The organism is Massilibacterium senegalense (genome assembly GCF_001375675.1).
Lineage (GTDB): Bacteria > Bacillota > Bacilli > Bacillales > Massilibacteriaceae > Massilibacterium > Massilibacterium senegalense.
The window spans coordinates 2,139,351-2,156,233 of the sequence record NZ_LN831786.1 but is presented as its reverse complement, the minus strand read 5'-3'; the positions used below and the strand labels follow the sequence as shown (position 1 = coordinate 2,156,233).

Here is a 16,883-nt window from a genome sequence, read left to right as displayed (position 1 = left end):
TTTATCCACTAATGAATATATCCTAAAAACTACAGCTTTTCAACCCATACTTGCCATCCATCCCCATCTATCCATCGTTTGAGAGTAAGAGACTTTCTGCTTTAAGAGGAAAAAAGAAAAAAAGGCCTAGTTTTGATAAACTAGACCCCTTCTATGTATTTCTTTATTCTTTTATTATGAAGCTCCAGCTTCTTCTAATTCTGCTTCTCCGACACGATGATATTCAGCTAACACAGCTTCTTGAATTTTACCACGAGTATTCGAATTAATCGGGTGTGCAATGTCACGGAACTCACCATCTGGCGTACGTTTACTAGGCATTGCAACAAATAAACCATTATTACCATCAATCACACGGATATCATGAACTACAAATTCATGATCAAGCGTAATGGAGGCGATTGCTCGCATACGTCCTTCCGTATTGACACGGCGTAATCTAACGTCAGTCACTTCCACTTACTTCACCACCTTCATGCTTTAATAAAAACGTCTGTGTGTACATATTCCACAATTGCACAAAAAATCCTTCTTAAAATTAAAAATTTTAAAAAATTTATAAAAAAGAAGAAAAGCGGAGGGCGCTTGATCAGGGGCGACAAGCATAAGACAGCTTGCGGAATGAAGTGGTCTTTCCTCATGGAGCAAGCTGTCTTATGATTCGAGTCCCTAACGCCCGGAGCTGGACAACAAGAAAAGCGAAGGTGGGCTCGTCCATCGACAGAGTAATAAGGCACACGATGGAAGAGGCGTCTCTTTGCCTCTGGAATCGGGGGACTTATTACGGCAGTCGTTAGCCCACCGAAGATGGACAACCAAAAGCGGAAGTCGTTAGCCCACCGAAGATGGACAACCAAAAGCGGAAGTCGTTAGCCCAACGCAGCTAGACAACGAAAAGCGGAGACAATCCAAACAAAAAACACTCTTCTTTTGTAAAAAAGAAGAGTGCCTATGATCATTTTGTACGATCTAATAATTTTTCGTAATGTTGGAGCACGTTCCCTGGGACTGCTGAAATTTCTTTCTTTTTCACATCTACCTTTTCAAGCTTTACTAGTGAAATGTAGTCGTCGACTAACCGTTCTTCTACGTCAGCATCTTCTGAATCCGCTTCCACTAGTACACCAATCCCACATACATTGGCATTAAATTCTTCGAGTAAATTAACCATTCCTTGGATGGTACCACCAGCTTTCATAAAGTCATCAATAATTAATACGTTAGAACCTTGTGGTAAGCTGCGACGTGCAAGCACCATCGTTTGAATTCTTTTTGTCGAGCCAGACACGTAGTTAATACTTACTGTCGAGCCTTCTGTTACTTTATTATCTCGTCGAACAATTACCATCGGAACATCTAAATAAGATGCTACTGTATATGCTAATGGAATCCCTTTTGTTGCAACAGTCATCACATACTCAATGTCCTGGTTAGCAAAAAAGGAAGCTAACAACCGTCCTGCCCGATTCATTAATTTCGGATCTCCTAATAAATCCGTCAAATACAAATAGCCGCCAGGTAAAAGTCGTTCTGGATCTTCAAGTTTTTCTGATAGCACTTGAATCACTTCATTCGACTCTTCTTCACTCATTAATGGTATGTATTTTACCCCACCTGCCGCTCCTGCAATTGTAATAAGCGAACCGATTCCTTGTGTTTCAAAATTTGTTTTAATAATCCCTAAGTCTTCTGAAATAGAGGACTTTGCTGCTTCGTAACGTTCTGAAAAAAAAGTAAGAGAAATTAATTCATGGGGATGTTGCAACAAATAACAAGTCATATCCACTAATCTACCGCTCCGACGCATTTTCATAACCGTCTACCCCCCAAATCCGAATATTTTAAGCATAATATAACATTTTTATACGTATTTATTCAAGAGGTGACTCACTTAAAAGTCGAACGGCATACACTTGATCACAAAAGCCACGAAGTCCGTTATAAATACGTTGCATACGTGATTCATACTTTGTTAACGCAAAAACAGTCGGGCCACTGCCGCTCATTAATACACCGTCCGCTCCGAACCGCCTCATTTGCTCTTTAATTTGTTCTACTTCTGGGTGTAATTCCATCGTAATCGCTTCAAGGGAATTACTTAAATGTTCACAAATTCCTTCATAATCTTGCTTTTCAATCGCTTGCACCATTTCACGAACGTTAGCATGTTGAATCGTCTCCATTTGTACTTTTCCGTATACTTCTGCTGTTGACACGCCAATATTCGGTTTTGCTAACACAACCCAACAAGGTGGAGGAGAAGAAATTGGTTCAACCTTTTCTCCACGTCCAGATGCAATAGCAGTACCGCCATAAACACAAAACGCCACATCCGAGCCAATTTCACTGCCAAGCTCTGCTAGTTCCTGTGTAGATAGTTGTAAGTTCCACAATTTATTTAACCCACGTAACGTAGCAGCAGCATCACTGCTGCCACCAGCTAAACCAGCCGCAACAGGAATACATTTATCAATCGTAATTTGAACACCACGGGTGATGTGAAACTTTTCTTTTAACAATCTCGCAGCTTGATAAGCAAAATTGCGATTATCATCCGGGACAAAACGATAATCCGTTACTAACGTAATGCGATCTTCCCCTAAATCCATTAATTCAATTCGATCAGCTAAATCAATCGTCGTCATCACCATATGTACTTCGTGATACCCGTCCGGTCGTTTTCCAAGTACATCAAGCGCTAAATTAATCTTAGCTGGTGCTTTTACAGATACCTTCATAAGTTCACCTACTTTTTCAAGACTACTTCTACAAATAATACCACGACAACGAAAATTCGACTATATTTTCATACAAAAAGTGGAGATGGGCTCGTTCAACGACGGAGCTATAAGGCGAAGACCGGAAGAGGCGCCTCTTTGCCTCTGGAGGGCTTTGACTTATAGCGGAAGTCGTTAGCCCATCGCAACTGGATTATACAAAAAGTGGAGATGGGCTCGTTCAACGACGGAGCTATAAGGCGAAGACCGGAAGAGGCGCCTCTTTGCCTCTGGAGGGCTTTGACTTATAGCGGAAGTCGTTAGCCCATCGCAACTAGATTATACAAAAAGTGGAGATGGGCTCATTCAGCGACAGAGTAATAAGGCGGGTTTTCCTCATGGAGCCATCCATCTTATAACTCGATCCCCTACTGGATTATACCAAAATGGAGCGAACTCGCTCACAAACAGCCTCCTAATACACCTAATGGATAAACGAAAAAAATCGAGGAAAATCCTCGATATTATTGCTTGTTGTCCAGTTGTCTTTGTGCCATTTCGATTGCTTTTTTTACCATATTCCCTGCGTCCCTTGCCTTAATACCGCCCCAGCCTTCTTTTTGTACTACATCATAAATGCCAAGTTCTTTCGCAATTTCTTCTTTTAGTTGATTGCTCATAACTCCACGCTTCGCCATGATGTTGACCCCTTTCGTGTATCAGTTACGATGCCTTCTTAATATACGACGAAAAAGGACTATTTATAACATGAAAAAAGCAGTCAGACTACCGCCAACTGCCACCTCAAAACCACGCACTATTATTTTGCTTGAAATGTTAATTCGACCGTTTCAGTTAAAACATCAGCATAGCTATAAGATACACGTTCGAATGCATTTTCTGTTGGATCTAGCTTCACAATAAATACAGAAGGGTATGTTTCTTCTAAAACACCGGAACGCTGTATCGTTTTACGACGGCCACCGTTTGCCTTTAACGTTAATCTTTTTCCAACATGTTCATCGAGCTTACGCTTAATCTCTGCTAATGTTTTTGCCATTAATCATCCCACCTCACTAACTTATAGTATACAGGAAAAGCCCTTTTTCGTCAAATTAAATAAAAAATTATATCAATATTGGTTCGATTTTGTCAATTTATTTTTATTATGTTCTTAAATTTTTTAAATTATTTTTAGTATCTTACAGGAAAAGAAATTTATGTATCATTTTGAACAATATTTTTTTGGCACAAAAAAAAGCAAGTGCATCACTTGCTTTTACTTTTTAAAAGGCATCCCTGTTCGAAGCGTTCCTTTCGTATCAATGCCGCCTACTCCCTTTTCTCCTGTAATCGTATGTTTTAACACTTCCCACACGTTTAAGTACTCTGTAATTGGCGTATAACTACATTTTGCGGCAATATAGACGGGGTCTAGTGCATGAATATTTACTCGAGCAGGAGAACTTGCAAAATTTGCTCCTGCTCGAATTAATTTTTCAAAATGTGACTGACATGCCCCTGCAAAAATAATCGGATAATCTAATTGCAATGTCCGTTTTCGAATTTTTTTAACCGTTTCGATAAAAAAACGCGTATGCCGATAAGCTTTTAACTCATCTACTTCACCTTTTTGTTTCAAATAGGCATCGTGCCCTGTAATAACAATAATGTGTGGTTGGTATTGTTCAAATAAAGGTGGTACTTTTTTTACCATTTCTTCTTCCGTCATATGAAATCCGATAAAGGGCACACCTAATTTTTTATACAGTTCTTCACATTTGCTTAGGTAATGCGCATCCCCGTCAATATGAAGCACTTGCCCAGGCAGTTCAAAAAACGATTTTTGCATCGTATATTCATCGGTCACCAAATAAGTCATTTTTTCTTGCACAACTCGGTAATGTTGCCGAAACATACGAATGGTTTCATCTTGTCGTTTCTTTTCCAGTTCTTTATGCTTTTGCTTTTCTCTTTCATCGACAAATACTAAATCATGAAAAGGGGCATCGGCTACTAGACGAATATCTTCCCCGCATAATATGGCTATTTTATTTTCAAAATCAAGCTCGGTAATCCGAAACAAAATATCACAACCGTAAGATTTCCTAGCCACCATTGTTCCGACTTTTAACTGCACGCCGTCCACCTCACTTCCCTTTCTCCTATACGATATGAAAATAGGAGAAAGATGGTGAGTCTTTCCCCTATTTTTTTAACGGAAGTAACGTTTCAGAAAGAACAGCAAATTCTTCAATCGTTAACGTTTCCCCGCGGCGTTTTGTGTCGATATTCACTTGTTCTAACAGCGCTGCTAACTTGTCTTTTTGTTCTTTTCCAAAGAACGTCACTAAGTTATTCCACAATGTTTTTCTCCGATTGGCAAAAGAAGCACGTACTAATGCAAATAAAAATTCGGTATCTTGTACGTGTACAGGTGGTTCTTTACGCATCGTTAAACGAATGACCGCAGAGTCGACGTTTGGTTGCGGAATAAACACCGTTTTTGGCACGTTCATGACCGTTTCTACGTCAGCATAGTACTGAACCGCAATGGATAAGGAATTGTAGTCTTTCGTGCCAGGAACAGCGCTTAAACGATCTGCTACTTCTTTTTGGATCATCACAACAATGCCACGGATTGGCAATTCTTCTATTAGCAATTTCATTAAAATTGGGGTTGTTACGTAATAAGGTAAATTTGCAACGACCATAATATCTTCGATTCCTTCGAATTCTCGTTCTATTACTTCTTTTACATTTGCTTTTAACACATCTTGTAACAACACCGTTACATGCGGATATGGTGTCAGTGTCTCTTCTAAAATAGGGATTAAACGAGGGTCTATTTCAAATGCGACTACTTTTTTTGCTTGTTTCGCAATTTGTTCCGTAAGCGCCCCAATTCCCGGTCCAATTTCAATGACACCAGACTCGTCTGTAATCGTTGCATGACCAACGATATTTCGTAAAATATTTTGGTCAATTAAAAAGTTTTGACCAAAACTTTTTTTAAAAGTAAACCCGTATTTCTGTAAAATTTCTTTCGTTCGGTTCGGGGTTGAGATATCTTTATTCATTGTTTTCCTCCTGTAACACTTGTTTCATCGCGTCGCGAAACTCTTCTTTCGTCACATGAAAAATTGTTAAACGATGATATAACTGCTTTCCATTACAATACCCAATTCGCAGCAAGATACCAAGCTTTTCTCGACGTTTACGAGCACCATTTCCGGCAATAAGCCCTGCATCGATTAAATCCTGATACGCAATCGCTTCTCCAGGTAATTCTTTATATTCTGTTTTTACCGCTGCAAGTGCTTCTTGAATTGCTTCGTTTGATGCATGTTCTACCCCTAAACTTTCATTTTCTTTCCCTTTTGCTTCTGTTCGTGATAAAAATGCATGTTTGCATCCAGGAATTCGTTTGCTAATGATAGTACGAATTCGTTGTCCTGGGTAATCTGGGTCTGTAAAAATAATGACACCACGCTTTTCGTTTGCTCGTTCAATTTTTCTTAATGTTTCTTCTGAAACAGCGGAACCGTTCGTTTCAATCGTATCTGCTTGCACCGCTTGTTTAATACGAATCGTATCATCTTTTCCTTCCACGACGATGACTTCTTTCATTTTCATTTTTTATCCTCCAAAAATTGAACCTTTTTTTTCATCGATTCGTCTTACTATATAACCGACTCATTTCTAGACCTTATTATAGTACAAAGTACAACTTCCATCAGTCATTTTCTGATAGAAGTTGTACGCCCATTATTTTTTACTTTCTACCTAGGAGGGACAAAACATGTTTGGTGAAAAACCTACATGCTCTATTTGCGGAAAAGAAATAAAAGGAAATGACGTCGTTTTTGTAAAATTGCGTTATCCGAAGCATAAAGGGTTTACTGAAATAAAAGCGTGGTTACATCTCGAAGGATCGTTTATTTGCGAAGGTTGTTATCATAAAAAATAAAAACACAAGGGTTAGACACATCCCTTGTGTTCATCTATTACTCAATGACTTTAATTTTAACTGTTTTTCTTCCCCATGATTTTGCTTGTTGTTCACTAGAGAAAAAGACATCGATGCGGTTTCCTTTAATTGCTCCACCAGTATCTAAAGCCATCGCATAACCGTAACCTTCTACATATACTTTTGACCCTAATGGAATGATGCTTGGATCTACTGCAATTACTTTTGCATTTGGATTTGCTTTTAAATTAAATCCAGTTGCTGTCACACCACTACAGTTGGTACAGTTTTCCGAATAAGCAGTACTGCTTACATAAAACTCTTTCCCGCCTGCTGGTTCACTATTTCCGCCACGAGATACGGCAACACTGCCTTCAAATGCTGATTGTTTTTTCGATCCAACCGCAATTATTTTATCTTGCGCCTCTTCTGTCGTAATTGTTTCTATGACGTTCCGTGACACTTCTTGCCCATTTTCACGCGTAATTTCCACTGTTTTTTTCGCGAGTCCTTCTCGACCTTCTGAAACGACTTTTTCTTGACCTTCGTTTAATGTACTATCTTGTTTTTTCACAACAGCAAACGGCAATTTTTCTTCTACCGTTTCTGTCGCTTTTTCAACCCGTACAACATTTACAGCGGTAGCACCTGTTAAGGCAGTATCTAATGCTGGTTCAACGCGGTCTAATTCGCCAAGCGTTATATCATGTGCTTCTAGTAATTCTTTTACTGTTTTCGTGGTTGTCATTACTTTCGTTTCTGTACCGGCATTGTTTAATGTCACTTCAAATGCTTGATTAAAGGTGATCGTCATTTTATCTTTAATGTTTGTTTTCACACCTGGTTTGATAAAGTCGTGATCTGTAACCGCTATGCTGTGCTCTTTCATCAAATCGCCTACATTTTTAGCAGTTGTATGCACTTTTTTATCTTGTCCATTTGCTGTTACCGTCACTTCTTTTGCATCTTTAAAACGGACGATCATTCCATGTTTCAATGGTTCATCTAGTTCGTGTGAAAGATAATCGTGACGATCTACTTTAATCCCAACGTCCATCATCAATTCGTTCACAGTTTCCGCATGTGTACGTACTATCTTTGTTTCGCCATCAATCTTCATTTCGATGGATTTACTTGTTAATTGGTAATAGAGTAACCCGCCTATTCCAACGACAACAAGTAAGCTGATGATAGACATGAATAACTTTTTCCCTTTCTCTTTATTGGTGGAAAAAAGTTTCTTCATGTTTAAACTCATGAAATCCCTCCCTGTTAGATTGGATGAACAAAAGCAACTCGCAAACAACTACTTTTCTGTAAGCCATATTATGATACATATGGGATTAATTTGAAAGAAAAAATGTTCGACAAGTTCCTATAGCGTATATGGGGAGAGCTTGTTCATATGATGTATTCCGTCATGGTAGTTCATTTATAGACAAAATGGTCTGTTTTTTCTTTTGAATCACACCGACTATATGCGAAATAATTGTTTAGCATTGTCGGTCGTTTTTTTCGCAATTTCTTCAAAAGAAAGGTCTTTTAATTCCGCAATTTGTTCTGCGACTAATTTGACATATGCACTTTCATTTCGTTTCCCGCGGTATGGGTGAGGCGCTAAATAGGGACAATCTGTCTCAATTAATAAGCGCTCTAATGGAATTTCTTTCGCTACTTCTTTCGGTTGTCGTGCATTTTTAAACGTAACCGGACCCCCAAGCGAAATATGAAAATTCAAATTCACACATTCTTTTGCCGTTTCCACGCTACCGCTAAAACAGTGCATAATTCCGCCTACTTCATTTGCTTTCTCTTCTCGTAAAATTTGAATGCAATCTTGTGTTGCATCACGATTATGAATAATAATCGGTAAATTTACTTTTCTCGCAATTTGAATTTGGCGGCGAAAAACGTGATGTTGGATTTCTTTTGGTGACTTATCCCAATAATAATCTAGACCCATCTCCCCTAATGCAACTACTTTTTTATGATATGCGAGTTGTTCGATTCGCTCAAAGTCTTTTTCTGTTGCATCGATTGCATCAACTGGATGCCATCCTACTGCTGCATAAATAAAATCATATTTTTCTGCAAGTTCAATGGCTCCATTAATGGTTTCTTCGTCGAAACCTACGACTAAAATATTTGACACCCCAGCTTCTAATGCACGTTGAATCGTTTCTTCTCTGTCTTCTTTAAACTGGTCTGCATTTAAATGTGCATGTGTATCAAATAACATATTCATCCGTCTCCAATCTTTTGTTACAGAAGTAAGTGTAACACATTTTCTTTTCCGTACTGATTCATTTCGATTACAGTTATATTACAAAAACGGACGAAATGTCGTTATTTTTGAAACATTTCATCCGTTTATTAACAGTTTTTAAAATATAGTAACTGACCGCAAAACAGTAGTTAACACTAAATGGATAGTATAAACATTTTTATCATTTATTTTACTTTTGTTCCGTTTGGTAGATCTTTTGCAAATGTGGCGACTGCTAACACGTCATCAGTCGAACCAGCTAAAATCATTCCTTGTGATAATTCTCCGCGTAATTTTACTGGTTTTAAATTTGTAATACAAATAACCTTTTGTCCCACTAATTCTTCTGTTGTGTAATGCTCCGCAATACCAGACACCACTTGACGCTTTTCATCACCTAAATCTAGTTGTAGTTTATATAATTTATCTGCTTTTTTGATTTTTTCTGCTTGTATGATTTCTGCTACACGTAAATCAATTTTCATAAAGTCATCAATCGTAATTTCCACCATGTCTTCTTTTTCTTCTTTTTTCGGTTCCGCTTGTTTTGGTGGTGTCATTTGCGCTTTAATAAACGCTACTTCTTCTTCTACATCTAAACGTGGGAAAATTGGTTTTGCTTTTTTAATAACAGTTAAGCCACCTGCTAAACCGTACGTTTGTAAACTATCCCAAGATGTTACTTCTCCTGCTGTCATGCCGAGTTGTTTCCATACTTTTTTCGGTGCTTGTGTAAGAAATGGTTGTAATAAAATGGATACATAACGTAACGATTCGGCTAAATGAACCATTACTGCAGCTAATTCCGCTTGTTTTGTTTCCTCTTTAGCTAATTGCCATGGCATTGTTTCATCAATATATTTATTTGTTCGGCTAATAAATTGCCAAATAGCAGTTAATGCGACGGAAAATTGTAGTTCTTCCATTGCTTCTTCTACTTTTTGTACCGTTTCTTTCGCCATTTCTTGTAAAGAAGCATCAAATTCTGTTACGTTACCGTTGTATGCAGGAATGTGTCCGTCAAAATATTTATTAATCATGGCAACGGTACGGTTTAATAAGTTACCGAAATCGTTCGCAAGGTCAAAGTTGATCCGGTCTACGAATCCTTCTGGTGTAAACACACCGTCCGAACCAAATGGTACTTCACGTAATAAATAATAACGAAGTGCATCTAATCCGTAACGATCAATTAATGTCACTGGGTCAATTACGTTTCCTTTTGATTTCGACATTTTCCCATCTTTCATTAACAACCAACCGTGCGCAAACACCTTTTTCGGTAATGGAAGATCTAATGCCATTAACATAATTGGCCAATAAATCGTATGGAAACGAACAATTTCTTTTCCGACAAGATGAACATCTGCTGGCCAATATTTTTGGAAATTACCATCCTCATCCGTTCCATACCCAAGCGCTGTAATATAGTTCGTTAACGCATCAATCCACACGTAAATAACGTGTTTCGGATTACCAGGCACACGAATTCCCCAATCAAACGTTGTCCGGGACACTGCTAAATCTTCTAACCCTGGTTTAATAAAGTTATTAATCATTTCATTTTTTCTCGATACAGGTTGGATAAATGTTGGATTCTCTTCATAAAATTTCAATAAACGGTCAACATATTTACTCATTTTAAAGAAATACGATTCTTCTTTCACTGTTTCGACTGAGCGTCCGCAATCTGGACAGTTTCCGTTTACTAATTGATGTTCTGTAAAAAATGACTCACACGGTGTACAATAAGAGCCTTCGTACTCATCCATGTAAATATCTCCTTGTTTCACAAGGCGATTAAAAATTTTCGCTACTACTTCTTTATGGCGATCTTCTGTTGTACGAATAAAATCATCATAAGAAATATCAAGCTTTTTCCATAGTTCTTGAATACCACTTACAATTTCATCAACAAATTGTTGTGGTGTAACGCCTTTTTCTGCTGCTTTTCGTTGAATTTTTTGTCCATGTTCATCCGTTCCTGTTAAATACCGGACATCAAATCCACGTTGTCGTTTATAACGAGCCATTGCATCGCCTGCAACCGTCGTATATGCGTGACCAATATGTAATTTATCACTTGGATAATAAATAGGTGTAGTAATATAAAATGTTTCTTTTTTCAAAACACATTTCCTCCTTAACTTTATTATGGTCCATTTTACACAAAATGAACGAATCCTACACGAATTGTTGCTAATATTCTACGTTTATTATAACGTATTGCCTTCCAAAAAAATATTTTTTAAAAAAATCGTTCAAAATAGTTGTATTTTCCTTCCTAAAGTTGTAGAATAATGTCGAAAAAGGTTATTGCACTATTTTCTAATTGTGTAAGATAATTAACTGAGTACCCTAATTGTAACAAAATTTGCACTTTACTTAATAGTAGAGTTTTATATTTATCATATTTTAACTTTAAATTTTCAAAAATACCTACCATAAAATAAAGTATTTGACTATTAAAGGAAATTATGTTATGATAAATATATTGCAAATGTCGAATTATGACGGATTAGCGAAGATAGAATTTTTTCAATTATTGGGAGGAGAATGTTAGATGAAATCTACAGGTATTGTTCGTAAAGTTGATGAATTAGGTCGTGTGGTAATTCCAATCGAATTACGTCGTACATTAGGAATTGCAGAAAAAGATGCGTTAGAAATTTACGTAGATGATGACCGCATTATCTTGAAAAAATACAAACCAAACATGACTTGCCAAATCACTGGGGAAGTTTCTGATGATAACTTTACATTTGGTGAAGGCCGCATCATCTTAAGCCGTGAAGGTGCAGAAATCATGATGGAAGAAATCCAAAAAAAATTAGATAATTAATTATTTTAAAAAAAGCATCTATCCAAAACGATAGATGCTTTTTTTATGATAATCCGTGATACGTTTGGTACACTTCTCGTTTCGGCATTTCTCGTTCTTTTGCTACTTTTTTAATCGCTTCTTTGGAAGATTCCCCTTTTTCTACATAATGTTGCACGTGGCCAATAACCGATAATGCCTCCCACCATTGTGTTTCGTTCATTTCCTCTTGGTTTCCTTCCACAATGATGCAAAATTCCCCTTTTACCGTTACCGTTTCAAATTGGTTCACTATTTCTTCTAAAGAGCCACGAATAAATTCTTCATATCGTTTCGTCAATTCGCGGGACACCACAATCGCACGATTTCCAAACACACGATACATCGATTGCAACATTTCTTTTAATCGATGCGGTGCTTCATAAAAAATAAGCGGAACGTCGATATGTTGAAGCGATTGTAATTCTTTTTTTCGTTCTTTTTCGTATCGAGATAAAAAACCGTAATAATAAAAATGTTCATTCGGCATGCCAGAAGCAATAAAAGCTGTTAATGCCGCATTTGCACCTGGTAGTGGAACAACCGGAATCTGTTTTTCAATACAATCATTCACCAACTCAAAACCAGGATCGGAAATCGCAGGCATTCCTGCATCGCTTACTACAGCTAACGTATGTCCTTTTTGTAAAAGGGCAATTATTTTTGCTCCTGCTTCCATTTTATTATGTTCGTGATAACTTAAGAGCGGTGTTGTAATATCAAAATGATTGCATAATTTTTTCGTATTTCTCGTATCTTCACACGCAATATAATCGACTTCTTTTAAAATGCGAATAGCCCGAAACGTCATATCTTCTAAATTACCGATAGGGGTTGGGACTAAATAAAGCATCCCCGTTTCTTTTGCAAAACTTTTCTGTACGTGTATCATCACTACACCCCTTGCTTTATGAGTTGTTCTTTTTGCTTCCTTGATAATTTCTTTAATGCACATTCTGCTCGTAACGCTTCTGATTTCGTTAAAAAGGTTTGAAAATACATAAGTTTAACCGGTGTTCTCCCTCGCGTGTATTTCGCTCCTTTTTTCTGTTGATGACACATCACACGACGCTTTATGTTCGTTGTATATCCGATATAAAATGTATCATCTGCGCATTGTAAAATATAAACGTAATAATTCACGTTAAATATAACATCTCTTTTAACTCTTTTGTGTACGAATTATCTTCTTCGTATACAGCGATTGGCGGGAGTATTTTTAAATCCGGCTTGCCATCTTTTATTCCTTCAATTAAAATCGTATTTGCTTCTTTTCCTCGTTTCGGATGGACAAATTGTAGACGTTTCGGTTCTAATCGATATTTTCGCATTAAAGTTACAATATCTAATAAACGATTTGGTCGATGAACAAATGCTACTTTTCCACCTTGTTTTACTAAGCTACTGCTTGTTTTCACGACATCTTCTAGCGTCGTTAATAATTCATGACGGGCAATCGCATAATGCGGGTTGGCATGTAAATCGGCTTGGCCATCCATTTGGAAATAAGGCGGGTTACATGTCACGACATCAAAAATACCGTTCCCGACTGTTTTGGGTGCATCCTTTAAGTCGCCTAATACCATTTGAATTCGGTCGGTTAGCTTGTTATATTCCACACTACGAACGGCCATATCATACAGTCTCTCCTGTATTTCCACCCCGACTAATTGTCCTTTTGTTCGTTTGCTAAGCAGCAGGGGAATAACACCGTTTCCTGAACAAAGGTCCATTATTTTCCCTTTTTGAATCGGTACGTAGACAAAATTACTTAACAACACCGCATCCAATGAAAAAGCAAACACATTTGGGCTTTGAATGATCCGCATCTCTTCATTTAATAAATAGTCTAACCGTTCATCTTCGTATAATTTCATCTCGTTTTTCCCCCTTTTCTTGTTACACAAAAAAACCTTTCCCGGGTTGGAAAGGTTAACGTTTGCTTAATAGATCTAAACAAAAAAGACAATCTCCATCGGAACGCACACTACCGTAATGTAAATTACAAATATGAAAGCCTTCTTGATACAACCTTGCTAAATTATCATAGCCTTCACCAATTTCCCATTCTTTCTCTCGTTTTGTTTTTACGACTTGTTTCGTTGATTTTTTTTCAAATCGTTGTCGTAAATGATGATTTTCCATCATTAAGTTTTGATTTTCTTCAAGAAGTTGAGCTAATTGTTCTTTTAACTGACCAAGTTGCTGATAAAGATCTCCGATTTGTTGTTCCATATGACTCACTTGTTGAAAAATTTCTTTTTTTGTCCCATTTTCCACGCATCATCCACCTCGTCATTCCGTGCGTTCGTTCGAAATTGCTCCTTCGTCAATCAGTTCATCAAGCGTATATTCTACTACGCGATCGTGGTCTTTTAACTCTACTTGTACTATACGTTCCAAAATATTTAACCCTACTACTTTCCCGGCTCCAAACGCTGTATCAATATTTTCCCCAAGGTCTGGTAATGCTTGTTTAGCTACTTCATACCCGTCATTTTCATATTTTAAGCAGCACATTAAACGACCGCAAAGCCCAGATATTTTCGTCGGATTTAACGATAAGTTTTGATCTTTCGCCATTTTAATCGATACAGGATCGAAATCACCTAAAAACGTGGAGCAGCAAAGCATTCGGCCACACGGCCCTATTCCACCAAGCATTTTTGCTTCATCGCGCACCCCAATTTGACGAAGTTCAATTCTTGTTCGGAAAATAGAGGCTAAATCTTTTACTAATTCACGAAAGTCAACCCGACCATCTGCGGTAAAATAAAAAATGACTTTATTTCTGTCAAACGTATATTCCACATCTACTAGTTTCATCTCTAGCTTATGTTCGCTAATTTTTTGCATACATATTTCTTGCGCTTCTTCTGCTGCTTGTCGATTTTCCTCAACAATCGCTCGGTCGCTCTCATCTGCAAGACGCAATACTTTTTTTAACGGTAAGACGACATCTTCTTCATCTACTTGTTTCATATTCGTGACGACTTTTCCGTATTCTACTCCACGAATCGTTTCTACAATCACAAAATTATCTTTCTCAATTGGTAAATCGTCTGGTGCGAAATAATAAATTTTACCAGCCTTTTTAAACCGCACTCCTACAACATCATATTTCAAACATTATCCCTCCTGCAATGAAAGCATCAATCGTTCCATTAATAACTGTGGATTGGCATTGGCACGAAGCTGTTTTTTTGCTTCTAATATATAAAATAAATCATTCGATATTTGTCGTTTTGAAATGGTTAATGCTTGGTTGCTTAACGTTTCTGCTTCTTTTTCATACACAACCTTTTCTTTTTGACCTAATTGTACATACAATAAGTCCTTCATCCATAACAACAACAGATCTAATCCGATATCTAATTTGTCTTTATCATGAAAATGGTTCATCCAATGTAATTGAATGAACAACAAAACAGACTGCGAATTTTTTTGTAATTCTTCTGTTAATTGTACCACTAGTTTTCTCGCTTGTGCAAACCATTCATCGGTACACAATGCCACACATTCCGAGTAATCGTTCGTTAAGTGCACACTGATGCGCGCAAGTTGTGCAGGATATTGTTCCTCGACTAAATGATTATATAACCGTTCTTTCGATAAAGGACGCGTGGATAATTCTTGGCAACGAGACCGAATCGTATCTAACAGTTGATGTTTTGCTTCTGTTAATAAAATGGCTACCGTCCCTGGATGCGGTTCTTCTAAAAATTTCAACAGCTTATTTGCCGCTTGTGGTGTCATTTTTTCTGCTTGCTGAATAATGTAAATTTTATACGACGACTCCATACTACGATAAGAAAACTCTTCTTTTAACGCATTGATTTGTTCCGTTTTAATCGATGCCCCGTCTGGTTCGATAACATGAATGTCGGGGTGATTAGATGAATCAATTCGTTTGCAATTAACACAGTGCAAACACGGGTGAACATCGTCACGTTGTAAACAAAACAGCGACTTTGCTAATTGAAGGGCGATTGGTAACTTCTTAGTTCCTTTTCCCCCTTCTATCAAATACGCATGTGATAAACGTTTTTTACGTAAGCTATTCGTTAAAATTTTAACGATATTTGGTTGAATCTCAAATAACTCATCCCAAGTCATCACTACTCACACTCACACGTTTTTAATAATTCACAGAAATCTTGCTTAATTTGCTCCGAAATAGCATCAATCGTTTGGGCACCATCTACGACCGTCATCCGTTGCTTATGTTTTTCCCCTAATGCATGAAACCCTTCTCGTACACGTTTATGATATTCCAATGTTTTTTGTTCAATACGGTCTAAATTCGTTACTTGTTCCCCGAGTCGAAGCAACATGCGTTTCCTTCCTTCTTCCGGTGCTAAATCAAATAAATACGTACGATCTGGCTCAAGGTGACTCGTTGCAAAACGATTAATTTGTTCAATCGTTTCAATATCTATCCCTAACCCGTATCCTTGATAAGCAATCGATGCATCTACAAAGCGGTCGCATAAGACAATTATTCCTTCCTCTATAGCTGGAATAATTTTTTCATGAATATGTTGTGCGCGTGAAGCAGCATATAGCAATACTTCTGTTTGATTTTTCATTTCTTGATGCTCAGGATTTAGTAAAATACCACGAATTAAATCACTAATTCGCGTTCCTCCTGGTTCTCTCGTAATGATAAATGGAATCTGTTCTTGTTGTAAAAAGTTAGCTAGACGTTTAATCTGTGTCGTTTTTCCTGAACCATCTGGCCCTTCAAAAGTAATAAATAATCCTTTTTTCACGAATTTTATTCCTTTCCGTAAATCAAAATCTCACTTCCATCATTTCCTTGGAAATAAGCTTGATGTTGTTGTAATGTTTGTAGTATTTTTACTTGCTCTTGTTCAATTTGTTCCCCTTTCAAGATAAAAGGAATCCCTGGTGGGTACGGAATAATCGACTCCGCCGCAATTTCTCCAATGCTTTCCTTTAATGGTACACGTAACACTTGTTTTTGTTGTAGTTGTTGATAACAATACGGAAATGGCTTCGTGTTGTTCAAGCTGGGGATAAAGGAGGATGCTTGTTTCGTTAAAACTG

The 16,883-nt window shown here is 37.5% G+C and carries 21 protein-coding genes (1 of these 21 only partly in view); 2 read left to right on the top strand and 19 right to left on the bottom strand.

Features of this window, described 5'->3' with window-relative positions; genetic code table 11:
- Window positions 1–174: 174 nt before the first annotated feature.
- The 8 genes from spoVG to rnmV all read right to left on the bottom strand — a co-directional run bounded on the left by spoVG (window position 175) and on the right by rnmV (window position 6,353).
- The gene (spoVG, locus tag BN1372_RS14190; protein ID WP_062200989.1) at window positions 175–459 is read right to left on the bottom strand and encodes a septation regulator SpoVG; all 285 of its coding nucleotides are present in this window, start codon (window positions 457–459) and stop codon (window positions 175–177) included.
- A 496-nt stretch (window positions 460–955) separates the two neighbouring features.
- Complete coding sequence (gene purR, locus BN1372_RS14185) at window positions 956–1,813, bottom strand: pur operon repressor (protein WP_062200987.1); 858 nt, start codon at window positions 1,811–1,813, stop codon at window positions 956–958.
- A gap of 58 nt (window positions 1,814–1,871) precedes the next feature.
- A complete protein-coding gene (gene ispE, locus BN1372_RS14180) occupies window positions 1,872–2,738 on the bottom strand; it encodes a 4-(cytidine 5'-diphospho)-2-C-methyl-D-erythritol kinase (RefSeq protein WP_062200986.1) in 867 nt (288 codons plus the stop codon).
- Window positions 2,739–3,241: 503 nt separating this feature from the next.
- Window positions 3,242–3,415, bottom strand: a complete 174-nt coding sequence (locus BN1372_RS14175) for a small, acid-soluble spore protein, alpha/beta type (protein ID WP_062200984.1) — start codon at window positions 3,413–3,415, stop codon at window positions 3,242–3,244.
- Window positions 3,416–3,537: 122 nt separating this feature from the next.
- Complete coding sequence (gene veg / locus BN1372_RS14170) at window positions 3,538–3,777, bottom strand: biofilm formation stimulator Veg (RefSeq protein ID WP_062200983.1); 240 nt, start codon at window positions 3,775–3,777, stop codon at window positions 3,538–3,540.
- A gap of 219 nt (window positions 3,778–3,996) precedes the next feature.
- Window positions 3,997–4,857, bottom strand: coding sequence for a sporulation peptidase YabG (gene yabG / locus BN1372_RS14165; RefSeq protein ID WP_062201411.1), 861 nt, complete (start codon window positions 4,855–4,857; stop codon window positions 3,997–3,999).
- A 67-nt stretch (window positions 4,858–4,924) separates the two neighbouring features.
- Window positions 4,925–5,797 carry a 16S rRNA (adenine(1518)-N(6)/adenine(1519)-N(6))-dimethyltransferase RsmA gene (rsmA, locus tag BN1372_RS14160; RefSeq protein WP_062200981.1) on the bottom strand — a complete coding sequence of 291 codons (873 nt, stop codon included), beginning with the start codon at window positions 5,795–5,797 and terminating at the stop codon, window positions 4,925–4,927.
- Entirely contained in the window at window positions 5,790–6,353 is a 564-nt protein-coding gene (rnmV, locus tag BN1372_RS14155; protein ID WP_062200979.1) for a ribonuclease M5, read from the bottom strand. The genes rsmA and rnmV overlap by 8 nt, the downstream gene beginning before the upstream one ends.
- 166 nt (window positions 6,354–6,519) lie before the next feature.
- Between rnmV and BN1372_RS14150 the strand changes: the two genes are divergently transcribed.
- The gene (locus BN1372_RS14150) at window positions 6,520–6,687 is read left to right on the top strand and encodes a hypothetical protein (protein ID WP_062200978.1); all 168 of its coding nucleotides are present in this window, start codon (window positions 6,520–6,522) and stop codon (window positions 6,685–6,687) included.
- Between the two features lie 37 nt (window positions 6,688–6,724).
- Here the strand turns inward: BN1372_RS14150 and BN1372_RS15760 are convergent, their stop codons facing one another.
- The 3 genes from BN1372_RS15760 to metG all read right to left on the bottom strand — a co-directional run bounded on the left by BN1372_RS15760 (window position 6,725) and on the right by metG (window position 11,082).
- Window positions 6,725–7,945 carry a ubiquitin-like domain-containing protein gene (locus BN1372_RS15760; protein WP_062200976.1) on the bottom strand — a complete coding sequence of 407 codons (1,221 nt, stop codon included), beginning with the start codon at window positions 7,943–7,945 and terminating at the stop codon, window positions 6,725–6,727.
- A 216-nt stretch (window positions 7,946–8,161) separates the two neighbouring features.
- On the bottom strand, window positions 8,162–8,926 hold the full coding sequence (locus BN1372_RS14140) for a TatD family hydrolase (protein WP_062200975.1): 765 nt from the start codon (window positions 8,924–8,926) through the stop codon (window positions 8,162–8,164).
- Between the two features lie 212 nt (window positions 8,927–9,138).
- Complete coding sequence (gene metG, locus BN1372_RS14135) at window positions 9,139–11,082, bottom strand: methionine--tRNA ligase (protein ID WP_062200973.1); 1,944 nt, start codon at window positions 11,080–11,082, stop codon at window positions 9,139–9,141.
- A 434-nt stretch (window positions 11,083–11,516) separates the two neighbouring features.
- Here metG and BN1372_RS14130 point away from each other — a divergent pair, with 434 nt between their 5' ends.
- Window positions 11,517–11,795, top strand: coding sequence for an AbrB/MazE/SpoVT family DNA-binding domain-containing protein (locus tag BN1372_RS14130; protein ID WP_062200971.1), 279 nt, complete (start codon window positions 11,517–11,519; stop codon window positions 11,793–11,795).
- A 43-nt stretch (window positions 11,796–11,838) separates the two neighbouring features.
- On the opposite strand, the gene rsmI is transcribed toward BN1372_RS14130, so the two are convergent.
- The 8 genes in view from rsmI to BN1372_RS14090 are tightly spaced (at most 55 nt apart) and all read right to left on the bottom strand, a layout consistent with a single transcriptional unit that may run on beyond the window.
- Complete coding sequence (gene rsmI, locus BN1372_RS14125; protein WP_147515414.1) at window positions 11,839–12,702, bottom strand: 16S rRNA (cytidine(1402)-2'-O)-methyltransferase; 864 nt, start codon at window positions 12,700–12,702, stop codon at window positions 11,839–11,841.
- Window positions 12,703–12,707: 5 nt separating this feature from the next.
- A complete protein-coding gene (locus BN1372_RS14120) occupies window positions 12,708–12,956 on the bottom strand; it encodes a GIY-YIG nuclease family protein (RefSeq protein WP_062200968.1) in 249 nt (82 codons plus the stop codon).
- Entirely contained in the window at window positions 12,953–13,690 is a 738-nt protein-coding gene (locus BN1372_RS14115; protein ID WP_062200967.1) for a tRNA1(Val) (adenine(37)-N6)-methyltransferase, read from the bottom strand. Before BN1372_RS14115 ends, BN1372_RS14120 begins: the two co-directional genes overlap by 4 nt.
- 55 nt (window positions 13,691–13,745) lie before the next feature.
- Window positions 13,746–14,093 carry a DNA replication initiation control protein YabA gene (gene yabA, locus BN1372_RS14110; protein ID WP_267902266.1) on the bottom strand — a complete coding sequence of 116 codons (348 nt, stop codon included), beginning with the start codon at window positions 14,091–14,093 and terminating at the stop codon, window positions 13,746–13,748.
- 15 nt (window positions 14,094–14,108) lie between these two features.
- Window positions 14,109–14,939 (bottom strand): PSP1 domain-containing protein, encoded by an 831-nt coding sequence (locus tag BN1372_RS14105; protein ID WP_062200965.1) that lies wholly within the window; start codon window positions 14,937–14,939, stop codon window positions 14,109–14,111.
- A 3-nt stretch (window positions 14,940–14,942) separates the two neighbouring features.
- Window positions 14,943–15,929: a DNA polymerase III subunit delta' gene (gene holB / locus BN1372_RS14100; protein ID WP_062200964.1), complete on the bottom strand. Its 987-nt coding sequence runs from the start codon at window positions 15,927–15,929 to the stop codon at window positions 14,943–14,945.
- A 2-nt stretch (window positions 15,930–15,931) separates the two neighbouring features.
- Window positions 15,932–16,585: a dTMP kinase gene (tmk, locus tag BN1372_RS14095; protein ID WP_062200962.1), complete on the bottom strand. Its 654-nt coding sequence runs from the start codon at window positions 16,583–16,585 to the stop codon at window positions 15,932–15,934.
- Window positions 16,586–16,590: 5 nt separating this feature from the next.
- Window positions 16,591–16,883, bottom strand: the 3' portion of a protein-coding gene (locus BN1372_RS14090; protein ID WP_062200961.1) for an aminotransferase class I/II-fold pyridoxal phosphate-dependent enzyme. The gene runs 1,132 nt beyond the window's last position; 293 of the gene's 1,425 nt are visible here — the last part of the coding sequence; its start codon lies beyond the right edge, outside the window — the gene reads right to left on this strand; the stop codon is at window positions 16,591–16,593.

Excerpts from the sequence above, each read along its gene's own strand:
- purR (WP_062200987.1), bottom strand. The coding sequence starts at position 1,813 with ATGAAAATGCGTCGGAGCGGTAGATTAGTGGATATGACTTGTTATTTG.
- ispE (WP_062200986.1), bottom strand. The coding sequence starts at position 2,738 with ATGAAGGTATCTGTAAAAGCACCAGCTAAGATTAATTTAGCGCTTGAT.
- BN1372_RS14175 (WP_062200984.1), bottom strand. The coding sequence starts at position 3,415 with ATGGCGAAGCGTGGAGTTATGAGCAATCAACTAAAAGAAGAAATTGCG.
- veg (WP_062200983.1), bottom strand. The coding sequence starts at position 3,777 with ATGGCAAAAACATTAGCAGAGATTAAGCGTAAGCTCGATGAACATGTT.
- rsmA (WP_062200981.1), bottom strand. The coding sequence starts at position 5,797 with ATGAATAAAGATATCTCAACCCCGAACCGAACGAAAGAAATTTTACAG.
- rnmV (WP_062200979.1), bottom strand. The coding sequence starts at position 6,353 with ATGAAAATGAAAGAAGTCATCGTCGTGGAAGGAAAAGATGATACGATT.
- BN1372_RS14150 (WP_062200978.1), top strand. The coding sequence starts at position 6,520 with ATGTTTGGTGAAAAACCTACATGCTCTATTTGCGGAAAAGAAATAAAA.
- BN1372_RS15760 (WP_062200976.1), bottom strand. The coding sequence starts at position 7,945 with ATGAGTTTAAACATGAAGAAACTTTTTTCCACCAATAAAGAGAAAGGG.
- BN1372_RS14140 (WP_062200975.1), bottom strand. The coding sequence starts at position 8,926 with ATGTTATTTGATACACATGCACATTTAAATGCAGACCAGTTTAAAGAA.
- BN1372_RS14130 (WP_062200971.1), top strand. The coding sequence starts at position 11,517 with ATGAAATCTACAGGTATTGTTCGTAAAGTTGATGAATTAGGTCGTGTG.
- BN1372_RS14115 (WP_062200967.1), bottom strand. The coding sequence starts at position 13,690 with ATGAAATTATACGAAGATGAACGGTTAGACTATTTATTAAATGAAGAG.
- holB (WP_062200964.1), bottom strand. The coding sequence starts at position 15,929 with ATGACTTGGGATGAGTTATTTGAGATTCAACCAAATATCGTTAAAATT.